Source organism: Flavobacteriales bacterium (assembly GCA_020635795.1).
Taxonomy (GTDB): Bacteria; Bacteroidota; Bacteroidia; order Flavobacteriales_E; family Vicingaceae; genus Vicingus.
Genome location: JACJZD010000005.1, coordinates 104,552 through 124,679, shown reverse-complemented (window position 1 = coordinate 124,679; position 20,128 = coordinate 104,552). Strand labels below are relative to the sequence as shown.

Below are 20,128 nucleotides of genomic sequence, written 5' to 3'. Positions count from 1 at the left end.
AGGTAGCGATAGCGGACATCAGGAATCTATTTTTCGGAAAATGATTGCGGGTTAAACCCACAATAAAGAAGTAACTGTTTTTATTTTGCTAATTGATATCCTACACCTTTTATGGTGTGGATAATTTCATCACCAATTTTTTCACGAATTTTTCGAATGTGTACATCAATAATTCGAGGGTTTAAGTTTTCTGTGTTTTCCCAAACCGATTGGTAAATGGTGTCTCTAGAAAAAACTTTGCGTGGATTTTTAAACAACAGACACAAAATCTCAAACTCTTTTCGAGGCAACTCAATCTTTTGTTGTCCTTTGTATACGGCATATTCATCAATATCAACAACAATGTCGTTGTGCATTAACGTGCCTTTAATGTTATTGTTGATTGTTTTTTGAGACGACCTGTTCAGTAATGCTTGTATCTTTTTTAATAAAATCCTATTGCTAATGGGTTTGATAATGTAATCGTCAGCACCAGCTTTAAAAGCTTCAATTTGAACGTAATCTTCTTCTTGGGTAGAATTAATTACAATAAACGCATCTATTTTCTTCTCAATTTTTAATTGGTAGCAAACCTCAATGCCATCGTAAGCTCCCAAATCCATTTCAAGCAAAATAATTTGAGGAGCAATGTTATCAATTAATGCTACATTTTTAGCGTTGATTGCTGAAAGCTGAAAAACCTCATACCCTTCTTGCACTAAAAGATGTTCCAACTTTTTGTGTTCGGTAGGATGATTAGAAATAATGACAACTTTAGGGCACATTTTAATTCTCTGTTATTAGAACAGAAAATTAAGCCAATGCCCAATTTTATTGATTAACTAAAGGTTAAGGTTGTATTAAATGAAGTTAATTGGAGGTGTACACTTTGGTTTCTCCTTCTTTTCCGGTTTCGTCCCAGCTTTTCCATGCTCCAGCTCTTTGTCCTTTGTTGTAAAGCATTTCATATCTTTTCACACCATTTTCATCCCAAATAATCCATGTGCCATCTTTTTCGCCATTGGTATAGTTTGCTTCAGCCAGTTTTAGTCCTTTTTCCGACCACTTTGTCCATTTACCAGCTTTTAATCCATTAGCAAACATTCCGCTTTCCATTAATTTTCCTGAAGAGTAAAAAAATTCTGCTTTTCCGTGCTGGATGCCATTTTTAATTTCATACACGTATTCTTTGTTTCCGTTTTCAAAATAAGAAACCAGATTTCCACTATATTTTTCGCCATTATTTCCAACAAAAACTCCTTCTTTATTGGTTACTTCTTGTGCAAAGAAAATGGCTGGAGAGGCTAATAAAGCAAGTATAAAACACAACTTTTTCATAAAATGATTTTTTTAATTGAGTAAGTGTACGAAAAAAAGTACTGAAAGTTATAAAAAAACCCCGCAGTTAGCGAGGTTTTTAATCTTTTAAGAGGGTAATTTATTTTGAATCAAGTTTAACTTCAATGTTTTGCGATTCGGTTAAATCTATTTCAATTACCTTGTTTTCGTAAGCAACCATACTAAAACTTATGGTGTGTTTTCCTTGTGTAAGGTTGGTTAAAATAAAATTACCATCAAAATCGGTATAAACTGTAGTAGGAACGTTGTCAACCATAATTTTAACGCCGGTTAGCGACTCTTGTTGGTCTAACACTTTTCCTTTAACTACAGCTAATTTTGCTTTGTTTTCGTTGTTATTGTTAGCGAATAAACCTGTGGTTAAGGCTAACATTAATATAAGGGTGATTTGTTTTTTCATAGTTTCTTAATTTTTACAATGCAAAGTAACGCCATACTTTAATCATAATTGGAAACAAATCTTTATCTATTTGTTAAGCTTATGTTAAGAACTTACGTCACTGCGAATTTTACTTTTGGGGTAAAATGAAGCAGTCTTATTGTTTAAAATGTGGGATTGCTTCGTGCCTCGCAATGACGAAACTATGGCAAAACAACCTTGTTACATCCATTAAATGCTGCAAACTCGTTCAGCTTTGTTGTAAAAGCAGTATTAAATTTAGCATCGGGTTTAAAGCCATTTTCGAAATAAAGTTGTTTTACATGAAAAGTTTTTGTTTTGCGGTCGGCTTTGGGGTCGAAACGCCCAACAAATTGGTTGTTGTATAAAATGGGTAAGCAGAAATAACCAAATTTTCGTTTGGCTTCGGGTACATAACATTCAATTTGGTAATCGTAATTGAATAAAGTTTGTAATCGTTTGCGTTGTATCACCGCATTATCGAAAGGAGATAAAAAATGAATGTTTTCGGTTGGTTTAATCGAGTTTAAAACACTTAACTGCTCTTTGGTGGAGTAGAAGGTGTTTTTTTGGTTTTCTATGCTTATTTCTACTATTTCGTTGTTTTCTACCAATTCTTTTAATGTGTTCGTTACTGCTTTTTTCGCTTTTGGTCGTAAGTAGGTTATTTGAGCTTCGTCAACCAAGCCATGAGCTTGTATGGTTTTTTTTATCAAATGTTTGGCGTATTCTTGTTCAGTTGGAGTAGAGGTGTTTACCTTTTTTGGTAAAACGCGTTCAGCAATGTCGTACACTTTTTGAAAACCTTGTCGTTTAGCCACCATTAAATCGCCCTGCATAAACAATTGTTCTAGGGCTTTTTTGGCGGGTTTCCATTCGTACCAGTTGCCTGGCGATGTTCGTTTGTGCTCAAAATCTTTCGATTGTAAAGGTCCTTCGGCTTTTATACGGTCTAAAACGTATTGGTTTAGTTTTTTATCTTGTTCAAACCAGTGTGATTTGCCTGATGCAAACAATTGCTTACGTGGTAAGGAAAACCGATAATCGCACATGGGTAAATACGATGCTGCGTGGCTCCAATATTCAAAAATGGTTTTGTCTTTTTCAAGTAATTCATTGAGGAATGCTTCTGCGTAATCTGGTAATCGACTCCAAAGGGTATGATGATGTGCCCGAGCCACCACCGAAAGCGTATCAATTTGCACATAACCCAAATGCTCGATAGCAGTTAAAACGCCGTTTTTACCTTTACCAAAACCAGCACCTAACAAACCTTGGCTGTGTAAAGCAAGTTGTTGGGCTTGATTGATTGATAATATTTTTTGAGAATTAGTTATCTTTTTTCGTGGGTTTAAAACCTATTTTTTCTCTATTCTGGTATTCAAATTCTTGTTGTTTAGCTTGTTCAAACTGCTTTAAATAGTTAAAGATTAATTCAATATCGTTGCTATTCGAACCTAATTTTTGTTTTATAGTTTCCAGCTCTGCTAAAATATCTTTGTGGGTTAGGAGTATTTCACGCATTTTAACAAAAACCTCTATTATTTTAATACTCATTTGTGTTGCTCTAGTACCTGTTAAAACATTTGCTAATTGTAACACACCGTGCTCTGTAAATACGTAAGGCAAATAACCTCCAAGATGTTGTTTGGAAGGTATCGCATTTTGCGATACCATGTTATCAGTTTCTTTTTCAGTTAACTGGAACATAAAATGTTCTGGGAATTTCTCCAAGTTTCTTTTTACTTGTTCACGTAATCGGATAGCTTTTACATCGTAGAGTTCTGCTAAATCTCTATCTAACATTACTTTTTGACCTCTAATTTCAAAAATCTTGCTTAAGATTATATCTTTTGGTATTGCTAATGCTGCTTGCTTCTTTGCCATTGCTTTTTTCAATGTTTTTTCAAATATAGTTATTTATTGCTTTGGTAGTTTTAGTCTTTAACCCACGAGCGGGACACTCGCGGTAGCGGGGGGGGTAGCAGTGGGATATTTCTCATAATTTAAAAATGGTCAAATCCTGTCAAAGACCATTGATAATAACTAACAATAAAAATCAACAAAGACACATAGTTAATAATCAATCTTAATACGAATAACAGCTTGTTATTTGAGTTTTTTAAAGAAAATAGAATTATTAATAATAAAATAATTGTTAAGCTATAAATGCCAATAAAATGAAATAGATTAAAAGAACTAAATGTGTACGGTAATAGAATGAGTAAATAAATTAAATATGCCCCTACAATATAGGATATTAACTTATCTATATAAATGAAAACTGTTTTAATCATGAATAGATTATTTCAACTCAATTCCCATATTGTAAAAAGCAAAACCCAACACATCGGCATTGGCATCAATTAATTTAGAAACTGGAGTTCCAGCACCGTGTCCGGCATTGGTTTCAATTCTAATTAAAGTAGGGTTGGCACCATCGTTCTTGGCTTGCAATTCGGCAGCAAATTTAAACGAGTGTGCTGGTACAACACGGTCGTCGTGGTCGCCAGTGGTTACCAACGTTGCTGGGTATTTTGTTCCTTTTTTTACATTGTGTACTGGCGAGTAATTTTTCAAGTACTTAAACATTTCTTCCGATTGCTCCGATGTTCCGTAATCGTAAGCCCAACCTGCACCAGAAGTAAAGGTGTGGTAACGCAACATGTCTAAAACACCAACACCCGGGAAAGCTACTTTGTACAATTCTGGTCGTTGAGTCATACAAGCACCCACCAACAAACCACCGTTTGAACGACCCATTATCGCCAAGTAATCACTCGAAGTATAATTTTCTTTAATCAAAAATTCGGCAGCACCAATAAAATCGTCGAACACATTTTGTTTTAAAAGTTGCGTTCCTGCATCGTGCCATTTTCTACCGTATTCGCCGCCGCCACGCAAGTTGGCAACCGCATAAACCCCACCGTTTTCCATCCAAACCGCATTAGCAATACTAAAACTTGGTGTAATGCTGATGTTAAAACCTCCGTAACCGTAAAGTATGGTTGGGTTTTTACCGTCTAATTTCACCCCTTTTTTGTACGTAATAATAATCGGCACTTTTGTTCCGTCTTTCGAGGTATAAAACGTTTGTTTCGATTCAAAATCAGCAGGGTTAAAATCAATTTTCGGACTCCAGTACAATGATGATTCGCCAGTTTTTGGAGCTAAAACATAATTGCTTTCAGGAGTGTTGTAGTTGGTAAACGAAAAGTAAATGGTAGTATCTTCTTTTTTACCACCAAAACCGCTTGCTGTACCAATGCCTGGTAGAGCAATTTCACGTACCAATTTACCGTCGTAATCAAACTGTTTTACTTGCGAAACCGCATCTTTCATGTAATGTGCAAAAAAGTATCCAGCACCAGTAGAAGGACTCAACACGTTTTCTGTTTCAGGAATAAAATCTACCCAATTTTCTTGTTTTGGGTTTTTTGCATCAACGGTTACTACTCGTTTGTTTGGAGCATTAAAGTTGGTTGAAATAAACAATTTCGAACCTTTGTTTTCCATTACATAACTGTCGGAGTCAAAATTATCAACCACACGTACAATTGCACTGTTTGGTTTGGTTAAATCTTTAATGTACAATTCATTGCCAGAAGTAGATTCGGCAGCAGAAACAATTAAATAACTATCGTCTTCGGTAACGTAACCACCCACATAACGACGTTTTTGTTCAGTTTTTCCACCAAAAACCAATTCATCGGTTTTTTGAGCTGTACCCAATTTGTGGTAAAACAATTTGTGTTGGTCGGTTTTAGCCGAAAGTTCGCTTCCTTTTGGTTTGTCGTAGCTCGAGTAATAAAATCCTTCGTTTCCTTTCCACGATAAGCCACTAAATTTCACATCAATCAAGGTGTCTTCTAAAATTTCTTTGGTTTCGGCGTTCATGATTATCACTTTGCGCCAATCGCTACCACCTTCAGAAATGGAATAAGCCAATAGTTTTCCGTTTTTCGAGAAACTTACATCACCCAAAGAGGTTGTTCCATCGCTTGAAAATTGGTTCGGGTCTAAGAAAACCTGTGCAGCTTCTTCACCTTTTTGACTGTACAATACATATTGGTTTTGTAAACCATCGTTTTTGTAAAAGTATTTTACACCGTCTTCAAAAAATGGAGTGCCTACTTTTTCGTAATTCCACAATGCCGAAATTCTGTTTTTTAAAATTTCGCGCTGTGGCATGGCATGTAAATAACCAAAGGTTACTTTGTTTTGGGCAATTACCCAAGCTTCTGTTTCAGCACTTCGGTCGTCTTCCAACCAACGGTAAGGGTCGCGAACTTCAAACCCAAAATAGTTATCAATAACATCGCCTTGTTTGGTTTCAGGATAAATTATAGCTGTTTTTTTCACTTTTTGTTCTTGTTCTGAACAAGAAAATAGGGTTAAAACCACCATGCTTGGGAAAATAATTTTTTTCATGAATTGTATTTTCTATTTATTGAAAGATTACTTTGTTCGTTCCTCTCTCGTAATGACGAATAGTTTCGGCTAAACGATAGCCTCGTCTTCAATTGCAATAACACCTCTAAGTTCAGGCACCACTCGTTTAATAGATTCTTCAACACCACCTTTTAAGGTCATTGGGCTCATGGAACAACTTTTACAAGCGCCCAATAATTTTACTTTAACCATAAAGTCATCAGTAACTTCAATCAATTCAATATCTCCGCCATCATCGTTCAAAAACGGACGAATTTGGTCGAGTGCTTGATTTACTTTTTCTATTATTTCTGATTTATTCATAACTGAAAATAAAGTAGTTAAAATTAAACTTTTTATTTAGTTGAACAACCAGACATGGTGGTTATCTCTACTTTTTTGGTTGGTTCCATAGCTTGGTTACGTAATTCCACCTGCTCAATTACCTTATCAGCAAAGGCTAAAAAGGCTTTTGATTGAGGAGTGTTTTCTTGTAATACTGCTGGACGACCAACATCTCCAGCTTCTCTAACACTTTGTACTAATGGTATTTCGCCTAACAAGGGTAAGCCTTCTTTTTCTGCCAATTCTTTTAAACCATCTTTACCAAAAATGTAATATTTGTTGTTTGGTAATTCTTCTGGTGTGAAATAAGCCATGTTTTCGATAAACCCTAGAACAGGCACATTAATTTGAGAAAGCTTAAACATGCCCACCGCTTTTCGGGCATCAATTAACGCCATTTTTTGAGGTGTGCTTACCACAACTGCGCCAGTTACAGCAACAGTTTGTACTAATGATAAATGAATATCGCCAGTTCCTGGAGGCAAATCAATTAACATGTAATCCAATTCACCCCAGTTTGCTTCGGTAAACAATTGCGAAAGCGCTTTGGTAGCCATTGGTCCACGCCAAACTACAGCTTGGTCGGTACCAGCAAAAAAGCCAATAGAAAGCAATTTTACACCATAACTCTCAATAGGTTGAATTAAGTTTCTACCATTTACTTCAACAGAAGTAGGTCTTTCACCTTCTACATTAAACATTAAGGGCATGGATGGGCCATAAATATCAGCATCGACCAATCCCACTTTATAACCTTTTTGTGCCAATGCCACCGCTAAATTAGCTGTAACGGTAGATTTACCCACACCACCTTTGCCAGAAGCAATAGCAATGATGTTTTTTACTTGTGGCAACACCTTGCTGCTTTTAGGCATTTCTGGTGCTTTTGGTATAGCAGAAAAATTTATTTCTGCTGTTATAGGTGTTTTAAGTACTTTGCTTAAATGCAATTCGCAAGCCTCAACAATACGTTTTTTGTTGTGCATTGCAGGGTTGTTAATTTGTAAATCGAACTTGATAACATTGTTTTCAATAGCAATGTTTGAAACTAAATTTAATGTGATGATGTCTTTTTTTAAATCGGGCTCTATTACATAACCTAAAGCTTCTAATATATCTTTTTCTTGAAAATCCATGGGTATAATTTTTATGCAAATTTACGAAAAGAAACAATCAAAAAGGGGATTAAAACAAGACCTAAATCCTTTAAAATATAAATTAAGAGAACATTTAGTTATTGGAATTGTTTTTTAACCGCTCGATATTTCGTGTAATGTATTTTTGTGAAGTCATCAATGCATCTTGTATGCGTTTTGCATAGCGAATACTGGCAATAATTTCTTCATTTTTTTCCTCTAACAAAACATGCGCTTTTTCTACCACAGCTTTTTGTTGTTCAATAACTATTTTTTGTTTTTGAGTAATTTTAAAACGGCTGTATATAAAGCCAGAAAATGCCAAAACCAATATTAATCCACCATACAATGAGTAGCGTTGTGTTCGTTCTTGTTTTAGTTTGATTTCATTTAATTTTTTCTCTTCATCGGCACGAATTTTATCTTCTGCAGCTTTTTTCTCGTAAGTATGTTTTGCTGCTTGAGTTATCACTGCTTTTTGAGTTTCAATATTATTAATACTGTCACGCATTTGTATGTACAAAACATGCATTTCTAACGCTTGCATTCCTTTGTTTTGTTTTTCGTAAATTTTATACAAAATTCCCGAAGCCATTTTTATTCCCGAAGCATAACCAATTTCTTGAGAAACAGTTAACCCATACAAACAGTTTTTTTGAGCTTCAATTAAATTTTTTTGTTTATAGTATATTTCACCAATATTTGAACTTGTAATAGCTACTCCTTGCATGTCTTTTATTTCTAATCGAATAGCCAAACTGTTGGTATAATACTCAAAAGCTTTATTTAAATCACCTTCTTTGTACCATACATTTCCTAAGTTATTCAAGGTATATGCTATTCCAGTTTTATATGGAATGGAACTAAATTTTGCAAAGCTTTGATTGTAATACTCTTTAGCTTTAGACAAATCATTGAGTTTATCATAAATATTACCAAGGTTATTTAATGCTGAGGCAACTCCAACCACATCGTTAATTTCCGTATATAATTTTAAACTCTTTAAATAGTAATCAATAGCGGTTTTTGTGTCGCCTTGATTATTGTATATGTAGGCAATGTTGTTTATGGCACGAGCCATTCCATCCGTATTTTTTAATTGCTCTTGAATTTTTAAACTCTTAATATAGAACTCTAAAGCGGTTGTAATATCTCCTTGATTATCATAAACCCATCCAATAAAATACATGGAATTAGCCTCACCTTCTTTATCACTTATTTCATTGCTTATAGCTAGACTTTGATTATAATATTTTAATGCTTTAGGGTAATCCCCACTTTTTCTATAAACATTACCAACACTACTTAGTGTAGAAGAAAGGTCTTCTTTTGCGTTTATCTTTTTCTGAATTTCAATACATTTTAAGTAGTTCTCAATGGCATCAGCCATTTGGCCGTTAGAGGCATTTAGGTACCCGATATTGTTAAATGCTGTGGCTAAATTTTTATTATATATATTTTTTAACTCTAGAGAAAGATTGTTTTTAAGGTTTTTTTCTGCAAGTTGCTTCAATTCTTCATTGTATTTTGGCCAGAGTTCATCGTCCAATTCTTCTTCAACCATTTGGTTTAAGATATTACAGCGAGTAGTGTCGTGTTTGGCTTTGCTTAATTCTATTTTTAAAGAATCAACAATTGGAGATTGGGCAAAAGAAAAACCACCCAAAAAGGGTAAAAAAATTAGCTGAATTGTAATGAGTTGATTTTTCATATTTTACTCAGTAAATGTAATAAAATAGATATTATTACAACTCCAATTCTTTCATCGGATCCCAAAAAATGGTTTCAAAATCTTGTATTTGTTCGTTGATTACCGTTAAACCTTCTTGCTCTAACAATGCTTGCATATGAAAAGGGTTTTCGAAATGGTTTTTTCCAGAAAGCATACCATTACGATTTACTACACGATGAGCTGGAACTGGCGGAGTTTGATTGTGAGCATTATTCATTGCCCAACCCACCATTCGAGCACCTCTTTTCGCGCCTAAATATGCTGCAATAGCACCATAACTGGTTGCTCTTCCTTGAGGAATTTCACGAGCAACTTGATATACCAGTTGAAAAAAATCGGCGTTTTCCATTGCAGTAAAGTTAATGGAAAACACCTTAATCTTTTAGTTAAAATATCGAATTACAAAGGCTACTAAAATACTAATGATTAAACCTGCATTTACTTTGTACAAGTCGAACATCACTTTTTTTCTTGCAATTTTAACCGCCTTTTTATCGTGTCGAAGCATAATAGCAAATTCTCTACCAGCCAAAATCCCTATAAAAACCCATGTAGTACTCATTGGTATTGGATTAACAACAGTAAATACAAATAATACTACAGCATATACCAAGTCGATAATTGTTGCAGAGCGGATATTTTCTGTGTTGGTTTTTTGTGTAACTACTTTTTGGATTTTTCCACCTCCCATTTTAAAAACTAAACCAACAACTAACAGCATAAAACCTAGCGATAGTAACAAATAATTTAAAGAGAGCTCTCGTGGCAAGAAAACATAAATATTTGCAAAATCTTGAACCAACCATTGTATCCACAACCAACTCGTTGAAATCCACTGTAAAGCTTCCCATCTCCAATGTAGTTTTTTGTCTTTGTTATCAACTTTTTCAATTTCAGTATATTTTGCAATAATAAAGTAAACCCCAATAGCAAAAGCAAAAGCAACCGAATAACCAATTACTGATTTCAACAACATTTTTTCAATTACCTGTGTTGAAGAAAACACACTCAAAACCAAAAAAGTGGTGCTTACGGGCAAACCAAATTGAGTAACCACCAATAAAATTAGGGGAGGTAAAACATACCACCAATTAATGTTTTCAGGATAAGGAATTTCATCTAAACGGCCATAAGCGACATCGCCATTATTTATATACCACCCCAACAGTAAGGTAGCAGTTAATATTGAACCTGCAAATAACCACAACACCCACCATGGTCGTTTAATGTTTGAGCTAATAAAAGTTCCTAAAGTTTGTATGGCATCGTTTGCGATTACAGAATATGACGCTAAACAAAAACCGATAAGTAAAATAATTTGTTCCATTTTAAAAAAGATTGAGTTTGTACTTGAATTTTATTCGTCTTTCTTTAGGTAAGAGAAAGAAGCAAACTCAAGTGGCTACAATCTTAATTGTTGGAAAATATAAGAAGTTAAATGAAGATGATTGTTTTGTTGGGGAACAATTGAGCAATCAAACTTAAATACTGAAAATTTGTAATTAGGTTTATGGTATAATACCTTAATAATTTTTGTAAAATTTTCTTGTCTTTGTTCATTGTTAACGGGAATAGCACTAGACTGTTCTATTTGTCCACTTTTAAAAATATTAACAGAAAAATTATTCGCTTTTATGTTAGAATTATCGTCAAAAGATTGACAAAAAATCAGTTTGAATAAAACAACTAACAATAAATGCATAGCAAAGAATTATTGAGCAAAGCTAAATAGCTTTTAGACATCCAATATTAATTTAATGTTAAATTATGTGTTTGCTAAATAAAATTAGTTTTCTGCTGAAACACACTTGATTGGAAAAATTAGCGTTATTTTACTCTTTTAAAAATATAACCTATGAAAAAAATAAGCTTATTAGTTATTACAACAATTGTATTGTTTCAATTTTCTTGTAAAGAAAAAGCAGCCGAAACAAGCTACAAATACCAATACGAACAAGTAGAAGGAGATGATTTAAATACCTTGATTTATACTTTAGACAATGGTTTAAAAGTGTACATGTCGATTAACAAAGACGAGCCACGTATTCAAACTAATATTGCAGTAAACACGGGTAGTAAACAAGACCCCGCAGATGCAACAGGATTGGCTCATTATTTAGAACACATGGTGTTTAAAGGCACATCAAAAATTGCAACCATTAATTGGGAAAAAGAAAAAGTGGTGCTTCAACAAATTTCTGATTTGTACGAAAAAAGAAGAAGTGTTACTGATGAAGCTGAACGTAAAGCCATTTATCATCAAATTGATAGTTTATCGGGTATTGCAGCTCAATATGCGGTGCCAAACGAATACGATAAAATGATAAGCTCAATTGGAGCAAAAGGAACCAATGCTTATACTTCGGTTGAGCAAACGGTTTACATTAATGACATTCCTTCCAACGAATTTGAAAAATGGTTGTCGATTGAATCGGAAAGATTTAGTGAATTGGTGTTGCGTTTATTCCACACCGAATTAGAAGCTGTTTATGAAGAGTACAACCGAGGTGTTGATAACGATTATTGGTTGTCGTATGAAACAATGGCTAAACATTTGTTTAAAAAACACCCTTACGGAACACAAACTACCATTGGTACAAGCGAACATTTAAAAAATCCTTCGATGGAAAAAATTCACCAATATTTTAGCGAAAGATACGTACCAAACAACATGGCGATTATTTTGGCTGGAGATATTGACCCTGACCAAACCATTGATTTGATTACCAAGTATTTTGGTGATTACAAGAAAAAAGAAGTGCCTGCTTTTACCTTTGAGCCTGAAGAAGAAATGACTGCTCCTGAGGAAGTTTCGGTTGTTGGTAGTGATGCTGAATGGGTAAATATTGGGTATCGTTTACCAGGTGTTGCTGCAGATGATATGTTCATGTTGCCTTTGTTAAATTCATTGTTGTTTAATGGTCAAGCAGGCTTGATGGATTTAGACCTTATTAAATCTCAAAAAATATTATCGGCTTATGCTTATGGCGATGTAAATAGAGATTATGCTACTTTTCAGTTGAGTGGAAATCCTCGTGAAGGTCAAAAACTAGAAGAAGTAAAAGACTTGTTAATTGCAGAAATTGAAAAATTGAAAAAAGGTGATTTTGAAGAATGGATGTTGCCTGCAGCGATTAAAAACTTCAAATTAGAAGACCAACAAAACAATTTATACAATTCATCAAGAGCTTACAAAATGACCAACGCGTTTATTTTGGGTCAACAATGGAGCGACGTAGTAAACGCCAATGCAAAACTAGAAAAAGTAAATAAACAACAATTGGTGGATTTTGCTAACAAATACTTAAAAAACAACTATGTAGTAGTTTACAAACGACACGGTAAAACCAACAATCCGAAGGTGGAGAAACCAGCTATTACTCAAGTTCAATTAAACAGAGATACTGCTTCTGTTTTTGCTCAACAATTTGAAAAAATGGAAGCAACACGTTTAACGCCAATTTTTGATGATTATGCTGCAACCGTTAAACAAGAAAAATTGGCTTCGGGCATTCCGTTTTACTATGTAAAAAATACTTCTAACCAAACTTTTAGTTTACAATACATGTTAGACATGGGTTCGTTTAGTGATAGAGAAATGGCTTTGGCGGTTGAGTATTTAGAATTTTTAGGAACAGATAAATACAGTGCAAATGAATTGCAAGTAGAATTGTTTAAGAAAGGGTTGAACTATAGTGTTTATGCGGCTGAAGAACGTGTTTATGTATCTCTTTCTGGTTTAGATGAATCGTTTGAAGATGGTATTAAATTGTTTGAACACATTTTGGCAAACGTTAAACCCGACCAAGAAGCATTTGATAATTTAGTAGAAGGAATTTTAAAAGAACGTGGAGATAACAAGTTAAGTAAGTGGGCAATTATGTACGAAGGGTTAGCTAATTATGGTAAGCACGGTGAAAACTCTCCAGTAAAACATATTATTAGCGCAAACGACCTTAAAACCATTGATATAAATAAGTTAGTTACCAAAATTAAAGAACTGACCAGTTTTGAACATTATGTGTACTATTTTGGTACTAAAGAGCAAAACGAAGCAAAATCAATTATTGAGAAAAACCATAAAACGCCAGCAACCTTAAAACCATTAATTGCAGCGAATGAGTTTACAGAATTAGAAACAACTCAAAATAAGGTCTATTTTGTTGATTACGATATGGTTCAAACTGAAATGTTGATGTTATCGAAAGTAAAACCATTCAACAATGCCGATGTTCCAGTTATCAGTTTGTTTAACGAATATTTTGGTTCTGGTTTATCGTCAATCGTATTTCAAGAGATACGTGAATCGAAAGCATTAGCATACTCAGCTTATGCTGCTTATACAAGCCCGAGAAAAGCAAATCGTTCACATTACGTTCAAGCTTACGTGGGAACTCAAGTAGATAAATTAAACGATGCAGCTAAAGCAATGTTAGAATTAATGAACAACATGCCTGAGGTTACTGATCAGTTTAATGGTTCGAAATTGGCAGCACTTAAAAAAATTGAAACCAGTAGAACTAAACAAGCGAGTATTTTCTGGAGATATTTAAGTGCGAAAGATTTGGGTAGAGATTACGACATCAATAAAGACATTTATGAAAAAGTTCAGAAAATGGAAATCAAAGATTTAAAGGCTTTCTTTGATCAAAACGTAAAAAACAGAAACTACAATTACTTGGTTATTGGAAACAAAAAATTGGTAAACAAAGAGGTTTTACAATCGTTAGGAGAATACAAAGAATTAACGCTTGAAGAGATTTTTGGGTATTAATTCATCCACACATTTAATTGAAAAGGCGGTTTACAATAAACCGCCTTTTTTGTTGAGTAAAATAAAAAATTTTAACTTAGGTGTAACTTTTGTAACTATTAGTTCGTCGTACCCAAAACACTAACAAAACATTGACGGTTAAGGAATTTAATAAATGTGTAGACGATTATTCCGATAATCTGTATCGCTTTATTCTCAAAAACGCTAGAGACGAGGAGAGGGCCAAAGATGTGGTGCAAGATACTTTCGAAAAATTTTGGTTAAAAAAAGATGAGGTGCAGCCTGGAAAAGAAAAATCATACTTGTTTACCACAGCCTATCACACCTTTATTGATTTAACCAGAAGAGAAAAAAAACAAGGAAATTTTAATGAAGTTGTGGAGAATAATTTAACCACAACAAATCAATATACAGGATTACAAGAGGTTTTAGAACAAGCGTTGAACCAATTGCCTGCCGACCAAAAATCGGTGATATTATTAAGAGATTATGAAGGTTATGCATACGATGAAATAGCTGAAATAACAGGATTAACGGAGTCACAAGTTAAAGTGTACATTTTTAGAGGACGAAAATTTTTACAACAATATTTAGGAAGTGTTGAACAAGTATTATGAGTAACATCAATTTAAATAACTACGAAGCTTATTTGCTCGACTATGTCGAGCAAAACTTATCGCCCGATATGGTAGCGGAGCTGATGTTGTTTTTGGAGCAAAATCCTGCAGTAAAAGCGGAATTGGAAGTGTTTGAAAATGTTTCGTTAAATGTTGAAAATAATACGTTTAACGATAAACAAAATCTTAAAAAAATTGCAATTGAAGATTTAATGATTGCTGAAATAGAAGGATTAAATTCTTCTCAAGAGACACAAGAACTTTTTGATGTTATTGATGAAAAACCAGCATATGCAACACTTTTTGCGAATTACCAAAAAACGATTTTAAAACCAGCAACAATTATTTTTGCTGATAAAGCAGTATTAAAACAAAAAGAAACAAAAGTTATTCCTTTATACTATTGGTATTCGAGTGTGGCTGCTGTGCTTGTTGTTGCGTTTACCTTAAGCCCTTTTATTACTGGAGATGAAAACCAATTTGCAGTAGATACCAGAATGTTTCCAGTAAATAATATAAAAACGATTGAAGAATCAACACCAAAACAAATAACGCCAAATAATACTGATGTTAATGAAGAGCTTAATAACTCGATATCATTTAACAATAAAACGAATTCAAACAATGTATTGGCTAATAATAGCGTAAAAACGAAACAGCAAAAACAAGCTGTTAAATCAACACCTCAAGTTATTGAGGTAAAAAGTAGTGAACCAACAAAAAAGGAATATATCACCATCAATCCTCCTAAAAAGGAATACATCGAAATAGAGCCTTTTGTTGCTGAGGTAAAAACACCAAAAGAACAAGAAGAATATTTATCGGTATCGGAATTACTTAAAAAAGAGGCTCAAAAACGATTACTTGAAAATGAGGTAAAAAACAACTCAACCGAATTGGTGGCAGCAAATGTTGTAGCTAAAGTTTTGGGTAAAAATGCCGAAGTAGAAACTGCCGAAAACGAAGGTGGAGAGGTAAAAGAATATGCTTTAAACATCGGTGGATTCTCCATTTCAAGAAAAATCAGAAAATAATTTTTATTGAGCTGTAACTTTTAAAATGAGTTAAGCGTCACATTCAAAAACAAACTATAGTTTATTTCAATAATTCAAAAACAAACATTGATTTAAAAAACATACAAATGAAAAAAATTACATTATTCATATCAATTTTAACAAGTTCGGTTTTAGCCATGGCTCAAAACAATGTTAGAACTTTAGAAGATTTTAGTGGCATGAAAGTTTCATCGGCATTTAACATCGAACTTGTTCAAGGTAGTACCAATCAAGCAGAAATTATTGGTGTACCAGACGAATATTTAGGTGGTGTTGCTACAGAAGTAAAAAGTGGAACATTAACCATTTATGCAAAAGACAAAATTAAAGCTGAATCGGACATGAAGATTCGTGTTACATTTTCGAACTTAGAGCGAGTTGACATAAGTGGAGCTTCTACCTTAAAAAATGAAGGACTTCTTTCTTTAGGTGATTTTGAATTAAAAACGAGTGGAGCATCGAATATTTTCTTAGGCTTAAAAGCCAACACCTTTACATTAAAAACATCGGGTGCAAGCGATGTAAAATTGAATGGTACAGCACAAGAGTTTATAATAGAATCGTCAGGGGCAAGTAATGTTAAAGCCAAAGATTTTGAAGCTGAGTTTGCTCGAGTAACAGTTTCGGGTGCTAGTGATGTACACGTAAATGCCAAACAAGAGCTTTCGGGTGTTGTTTCGGGTGCTAGCGATGTTAAAGTTTATGGCAACCCTACTGTAAACAATCTCAGAAAATCTGGGGGGTCTGATATTCGCATGGGTAATGATAATCTAAAAATAAATGTTGGTACTGGAAAAGTATTAATAGAAGGAGAAGATGTTGTAATTACAGGAATTGGAGAAAACGATGTGCAAGTAGTAAATGATACAACAAGAATTAAACTAGGTAGAACACACTTATTGGTAATAAACGATTCTATTTCAATTAATCGTACGCCAAAAAAGAGAAGAAACCATTGGGCTGGAATTGACTTAGGTATCAATGGTTTTGTAAACAGTAGTGGTAATTTTAATTTAAATCACGACCCATCGTTAGAATTAACCGACCCAAAAAAAGTAACCCAATTTATGGAGTTGGATTATGCAAAATCGTGGGTGTTTAGTTTAAACTTTTACGAGCATTTCTTTAAAATTTACCAACATCACTTTGGGTTTGTAACAGGTTTAGGGTTAGAATACAACAACTACGAGTTAAAACACAATGTAAGGTTGATTGAAAACGGAGGAAATTTTGTAAGCAACAATGTTAATGCTTACAACCAAAACTACACGTGGGGAGTTGTAGATAGTACCGTAAACTTTTCGAAAAACAGGTTTAAAACATTTTACATTGATGCGCCATTTCTGTTTGAAATAAATACTGGCGACCATAAAAATAAGTCGTTTCACTTATCGGCAGGAGCTATTGTAGGGTATAAGTTTACTACTAGAATGAAATACTTGTATAAAGACAATGGAAATCAGCAAAAAGTAAAAGATGATAAAGACTTTAATACCAACCCATTTAAAGTTGCTTTAACAGCAAGAGTAGGTTATGGTTGGTTAAATTTCTTTGCTACGTATAGTTTAACACCGTTGTTTGAAAGTGGAAGAGGACCAGAATTGTACCCTGTGAGCGTAGGAATGACATTATTAGGGTTTTAAGCCCACCCTAACCCTCCCGAAGGGAGGGAATTAAAAAGAGTTAGTTGTTTACCTCCTTATATTACCCACCGTTTAGTTAGTGCAAATGAAAAGCCCCGCAATTCCGCGGGGCTTTTTTCTTTTTTAGCGAGTGTTGCCGCTTAGTGTGTCTTTTTTGTTCTAAATTCTTGGTAACCATTGTTTAAAATGTCATGTAGTATTTACCTTCTTCAATTTTGTAAAAACCTAATTTATTGTTGCCATACTCTTCTAATGTGTCAAGAGTTACAGGTTCATATTTTGCTAATGCTCCACTTCTTTCAAGTTTTCCTTTAAGCCATATTCCAAAAATCTGTAAACTTTGTTTTGACCTAATGTTTTTGTAATAATCTCCTTGAGTACGCATTGGAATAATATATCCGTCATCTGTATAGGCTAAAAAATCACCTTTAGGGTAATAAACTTGAGAATTCAGGTCGTTACTTGCTATCAATTCGATTTCATACCAAGGTCTCGGAATAATTTTACCGTTCTTCGTGTTAAGTCTACCCTTTCCAAAATAAACATTAAGATTTGATTTTTCCATTTCTGCAACTCGTTCTAATGGGAATTCGAATTTTGGCAGTGTTGCAATATTTATTGTTGTCGGGTCATACCTTTTTAAAGCATCCCAAAAATTCTCAACGGTTTTTAATACTACTTTTTTCTTGCCCGGAACGGTTATTTCTGCTCTGTCAATTGTTATGGCATGAGATGGCGAATAGAGGTCATTCAAAAATTTAATTACAGATTGCTTTTGTTTCTTGTCTGAAACAGGAACTGTACATTCGATATTACCCCTTGTTCCGCTTGATGAAAAATTGGAAGAACCAACATAAATATTAGTATCAGATTCTTGGTCGAACCAATATACCTTTCCATGATAACGTCTCCCATTAGTTACATAAACTCCTGAGCCATTTTTAAATTTCTTCAATTTTTCATTCAAGGCATTTGCTGTATCAAGTTTTTTAGAACTCAATCCTTCATAAAATGCCATTCCTAAAAGGAGTTTAGACACTCCACCATTATTTGCGATTTTTATAAACTCAGTTTCATATGCATGTAATATGTCCAAAGAAGCATAACCCGAAGCAATACAAACATTTTTTGCTTTTGGAAATTCAATATCAAGAATATCTCTAAAATCTCCTCCGTGATGTGATAAATTAGTATACATTGGCTTTAACTGCTTCTAAAAATAATTTAATGTGTTTTGCAATTGGCAATATTCCTGCTGGTGGAACTGAGTTGCCTATTTGTTTTCTTACTTCTGTTATACTTCCTTCAAAAACAAAATCGTCTGGATAACCAAATAGTCTTGCTCTTTCTCTGTTTGTTAATGGTCTTGGGTCGTCAAAATGATAACCCCATGTTCCACCACCACCCGCAGCAATTATTGTTGTAGAAGGTTTGTCAGGGTGTAGTCGTCTATATACGTGGGAAATCATGCCTTTAACATAGTGAGGGGAACTTTTAGGAATGTCTGTGAAATTGCCACCTGGCGGAATTAATTTTAATTTTTCAATTGTACTTTCCTGAATATTTTGGTGTTCGTTGTTGTACTTAACTTTATGAGCTTGTTTTAATGCTTCTTTTGCTGAAACATAATTAGTTGGTGAATGTGTAGGGGATGGAATGTCAAAAAATGCATCTATGTCTTTTCTAACACCAATTATCAGAACTCTTTCTCGCAGTTGTGGTGCTCCATAGTCTGCGAAATTTATCAAGTAGGGAGTAGTGGTATATCCATATTTCCCTGTTTTAGAGAAGTCATCAATTATTTGTTTTATAGCCTGTTTTTTGTTGGCTGTCAATATGCCTTTTACATTTTCTGCTACAAACATTAAAGGGTTTTTTAAAGAAACAATTTCTACAAAGTTTCTATAAAGATTACCCCTATCGGTGTTAATTCCTCCACGTTTCCAAATCATCGAAAAGTCTTGACAAGGAAAACCACCTATAACTAAATCAGCATCTGGAATTTGTTTGTAATTTAATTGAGTAATGTCACCGTGAACGATGTGATTTCCAATATTTCTAGCGTACGTTTCGCAAGCCATTTTATCCAAATCATTAGCCCACTTTATATCAAAGTTTGATAAATGAAAGCCCAAATCCATCCCGCCACATCCTGAAAAAAGAGAAATCATTTCAATTTTATTAGGGGATTTTCCTTTTTTTATTTTTGGTAAAGGAGTCTCAAATCGCAATTGAGGTTCTTCGACTATGTTTTCAATTTTCATATTAGAATTTTATTTCTCCTTGTTGGATGTTTTTTAATTTAAAATACTTGGCTTTTTCCTCCGCAAGTTTTAAGACATTTTTAGGTTCGTCATACGAATAAATTAATTCCGCAATTTTTTCGCTGTAATATTCTTTTTCGAGTTCTTTAATGTCTAAAGAAAAAGTTGAAGCAAGTTTAGGAAGTATTTCTGCTGGTACATTTCTCTTTCCATTCTCAATCTTCGAGAGTGTCGATTGGTCAAGGTCTAAAGCAGCAGCCAACTTTGTCAAAGTCATGCTGCCCCCAGTCCTAAGTTTGTGGATATATTCTCCAAAAGTTTCTTTCATGTTCTTGAAAATTACGCCTTGACGATTTTGTCAAAGATACAAAAAGTTTTATCTACTAATTTTTA

General features: G+C 33.9%; 18 protein-coding genes. 4 read left to right on the top strand and 14 right to left on the bottom strand.

Features of this window, described 5'->3' with window-relative positions; all coding sequences use genetic code 11:
• Window positions 1–80 precede the first annotated feature (80 nt).
• The 11 genes from H6589_11635 to H6589_11585 form a co-directional block, all read right to left on the bottom strand.
• A complete protein-coding gene (locus H6589_11635; GenBank protein MCB9175250.1) occupies window positions 81–764 on the bottom strand; it encodes a response regulator transcription factor in 684 nt (227 codons plus the stop codon).
• An 85-nt stretch (window positions 765–849) separates the two neighbouring features.
• On the bottom strand, window positions 850–1,317 hold the full coding sequence (locus H6589_11630) for a toxin-antitoxin system YwqK family antitoxin (GenBank protein ID MCB9175249.1): 468 nt from the start codon (window positions 1,315–1,317) through the stop codon (window positions 850–852).
• Window positions 1,318–1,417: 100 nt separating this feature from the next.
• The gene (locus tag H6589_11625; GenBank protein ID MCB9175248.1) at window positions 1,418–1,738 is read right to left on the bottom strand and encodes a carboxypeptidase-like regulatory domain-containing protein; all 321 of its coding nucleotides are present in this window, start codon (window positions 1,736–1,738) and stop codon (window positions 1,418–1,420) included.
• A gap of 182 nt (window positions 1,739–1,920) precedes the next feature.
• A complete protein-coding gene (locus tag H6589_11620; GenBank protein ID MCB9175247.1) occupies window positions 1,921–3,009 on the bottom strand; it encodes a YcaQ family DNA glycosylase in 1,089 nt (362 codons plus the stop codon).
• Between the two features lie 58 nt (window positions 3,010–3,067).
• The gene (locus H6589_11615; GenBank protein ID MCB9175246.1) at window positions 3,068–3,625 is read right to left on the bottom strand and encodes an ORF6N domain-containing protein; all 558 of its coding nucleotides are present in this window, start codon (window positions 3,623–3,625) and stop codon (window positions 3,068–3,070) included.
• Between the two features lie 417 nt (window positions 3,626–4,042).
• The gene (locus H6589_11610) at window positions 4,043–6,169 is read right to left on the bottom strand and encodes a S9 family peptidase (GenBank protein ID MCB9175245.1); all 2,127 of its coding nucleotides are present in this window, start codon (window positions 6,167–6,169) and stop codon (window positions 4,043–4,045) included.
• 69 nt (window positions 6,170–6,238) lie between these two features.
• A complete protein-coding gene (locus H6589_11605; GenBank protein ID MCB9175244.1) occupies window positions 6,239–6,493 on the bottom strand; it encodes a NifU family protein in 255 nt (84 codons plus the stop codon).
• A 32-nt stretch (window positions 6,494–6,525) separates the two neighbouring features.
• Window positions 6,526–7,650 (bottom strand): Mrp/NBP35 family ATP-binding protein, encoded by a 1,125-nt coding sequence (locus H6589_11600; GenBank protein ID MCB9175243.1) that lies wholly within the window; start codon window positions 7,648–7,650, stop codon window positions 6,526–6,528.
• A gap of 94 nt (window positions 7,651–7,744) precedes the next feature.
• Window positions 7,745–9,361, bottom strand: coding sequence for a tetratricopeptide repeat protein (locus H6589_11595; GenBank protein ID MCB9175242.1), 1,617 nt, complete (start codon window positions 9,359–9,361; stop codon window positions 7,745–7,747).
• A 34-nt stretch (window positions 9,362–9,395) separates the two neighbouring features.
• The gene (locus H6589_11590; GenBank protein MCB9175241.1) at window positions 9,396–9,731 is read right to left on the bottom strand and encodes an MGMT family protein; all 336 of its coding nucleotides are present in this window, start codon (window positions 9,729–9,731) and stop codon (window positions 9,396–9,398) included.
• Window positions 9,732–9,764: 33 nt separating this feature from the next.
• Window positions 9,765–10,709 carry a hypothetical protein gene (locus tag H6589_11585; GenBank protein MCB9175240.1) on the bottom strand — a complete coding sequence of 315 codons (945 nt, stop codon included), beginning with the start codon at window positions 10,707–10,709 and terminating at the stop codon, window positions 9,765–9,767.
• 528 nt (window positions 10,710–11,237) lie between these two features.
• Here H6589_11585 and H6589_11580 point away from each other — a divergent pair.
• From H6589_11580 to H6589_11565, 4 genes are all read left to right on the top strand, one after another.
• Window positions 11,238–14,156, top strand: a complete 2,919-nt coding sequence (locus H6589_11580; protein MCB9175239.1) for an insulinase family protein — start codon at window positions 11,238–11,240, stop codon at window positions 14,154–14,156.
• 131 nt (window positions 14,157–14,287) lie between these two features.
• A complete protein-coding gene (locus tag H6589_11575; GenBank protein MCB9175238.1) occupies window positions 14,288–14,773 on the top strand; it encodes an RNA polymerase sigma factor in 486 nt (161 codons plus the stop codon).
• Entirely contained in the window at window positions 14,770–15,807 is a 1,038-nt protein-coding gene (locus H6589_11570; protein MCB9175237.1) for a hypothetical protein, read from the top strand. Before H6589_11575 ends, H6589_11570 begins: the two co-directional genes overlap by 4 nt.
• Before the next feature lie 107 nt (window positions 15,808–15,914).
• Complete coding sequence (locus H6589_11565) at window positions 15,915–17,471, top strand: DUF2807 domain-containing protein (GenBank protein MCB9175236.1); 1,557 nt, start codon at window positions 15,915–15,917, stop codon at window positions 17,469–17,471.
• Window positions 17,472–17,652: 181 nt separating this feature from the next.
• On the opposite strand, the gene H6589_11560 is transcribed toward H6589_11565, so the two are convergent.
• The 3 genes from H6589_11560 to H6589_11550 form a co-directional block, all read right to left on the bottom strand.
• Window positions 17,653–18,669, bottom strand: a complete 1,017-nt coding sequence (locus tag H6589_11560; GenBank protein ID MCB9175235.1) for an NgoFVII family restriction endonuclease — start codon at window positions 18,667–18,669, stop codon at window positions 17,653–17,655.
• The gene (locus H6589_11555; GenBank protein MCB9175234.1) at window positions 18,659–19,642 is read right to left on the bottom strand and encodes a DNA cytosine methyltransferase; all 984 of its coding nucleotides are present in this window, start codon (window positions 19,640–19,642) and stop codon (window positions 18,659–18,661) included. The genes H6589_11560 and H6589_11555 overlap by 11 nt, the downstream gene beginning before the upstream one ends.
• Window positions 19,643–19,736: 94 nt before the next feature.
• Entirely contained in the window at window positions 19,737–20,063 is a 327-nt protein-coding gene (locus tag H6589_11550; protein MCB9175233.1) for a helix-turn-helix transcriptional regulator, read from the bottom strand.
• Window positions 20,064–20,128: the final 65 nt, after the last annotated feature.

What these genes read in the sequence shown, in the direction of transcription:
- H6589_11555 (MCB9175234.1), bottom strand. Translation starts at nt 19,642, where the DNA reads ATGATTTCTCTTTTTTCAGGATGTGGCGGGATGGATTTGGGCTTTCAT.
- H6589_11615 (MCB9175246.1), bottom strand. Translation starts at nt 3,625, where the DNA reads ATGGCAAAGAAGCAAGCAGCATTAGCAATACCAAAAGATATAATCTTA.
- H6589_11550 (MCB9175233.1), bottom strand. Translation starts at nt 20,063, where the DNA reads ATGAAAGAAACTTTTGGAGAATATATCCACAAACTTAGGACTGGGGGC.
- H6589_11560 (MCB9175235.1), bottom strand. Translation starts at nt 18,669, where the DNA reads ATGTATACTAATTTATCACATCACGGAGGAGATTTTAGAGATATTCTT.
- H6589_11565 (MCB9175236.1), top strand. Translation starts at nt 15,915, where the DNA reads ATGAAAAAAATTACATTATTCATATCAATTTTAACAAGTTCGGTTTTA.
- H6589_11570 (MCB9175237.1), top strand. Translation starts at nt 14,770, where the DNA reads ATGAGTAACATCAATTTAAATAACTACGAAGCTTATTTGCTCGACTAT.
- H6589_11580 (MCB9175239.1), top strand. Translation starts at nt 11,238, where the DNA reads ATGAAAAAAATAAGCTTATTAGTTATTACAACAATTGTATTGTTTCAA.
- H6589_11630 (MCB9175249.1), bottom strand. Translation starts at nt 1,317, where the DNA reads ATGAAAAAGTTGTGTTTTATACTTGCTTTATTAGCCTCTCCAGCCATT.
- H6589_11590 (MCB9175241.1), bottom strand. Translation starts at nt 9,731, where the DNA reads ATGGAAAACGCCGATTTTTTTCAACTGGTATATCAAGTTGCTCGTGAA.
- H6589_11585 (MCB9175240.1), bottom strand. Translation starts at nt 10,709, where the DNA reads ATGGAACAAATTATTTTACTTATCGGTTTTTGTTTAGCGTCATATTCT.
- H6589_11605 (MCB9175244.1), bottom strand. Translation starts at nt 6,493, where the DNA reads ATGAATAAATCAGAAATAATAGAAAAAGTAAATCAAGCACTCGACCAA.
- H6589_11610 (MCB9175245.1), bottom strand. Translation starts at nt 6,169, where the DNA reads ATGAAAAAAATTATTTTCCCAAGCATGGTGGTTTTAACCCTATTTTCT.
- H6589_11635 (MCB9175250.1), bottom strand. Translation starts at nt 764, where the DNA reads ATGTGCCCTAAAGTTGTCATTATTTCTAATCATCCTACCGAACACAAA.
- H6589_11625 (MCB9175248.1), bottom strand. Translation starts at nt 1,738, where the DNA reads ATGAAAAAACAAATCACCCTTATATTAATGTTAGCCTTAACCACAGGT.
- H6589_11595 (MCB9175242.1), bottom strand. Translation starts at nt 9,361, where the DNA reads ATGAAAAATCAACTCATTACAATTCAGCTAATTTTTTTACCCTTTTTG.
- H6589_11600 (MCB9175243.1), bottom strand. Translation starts at nt 7,650, where the DNA reads ATGGATTTTCAAGAAAAAGATATATTAGAAGCTTTAGGTTATGTAATA.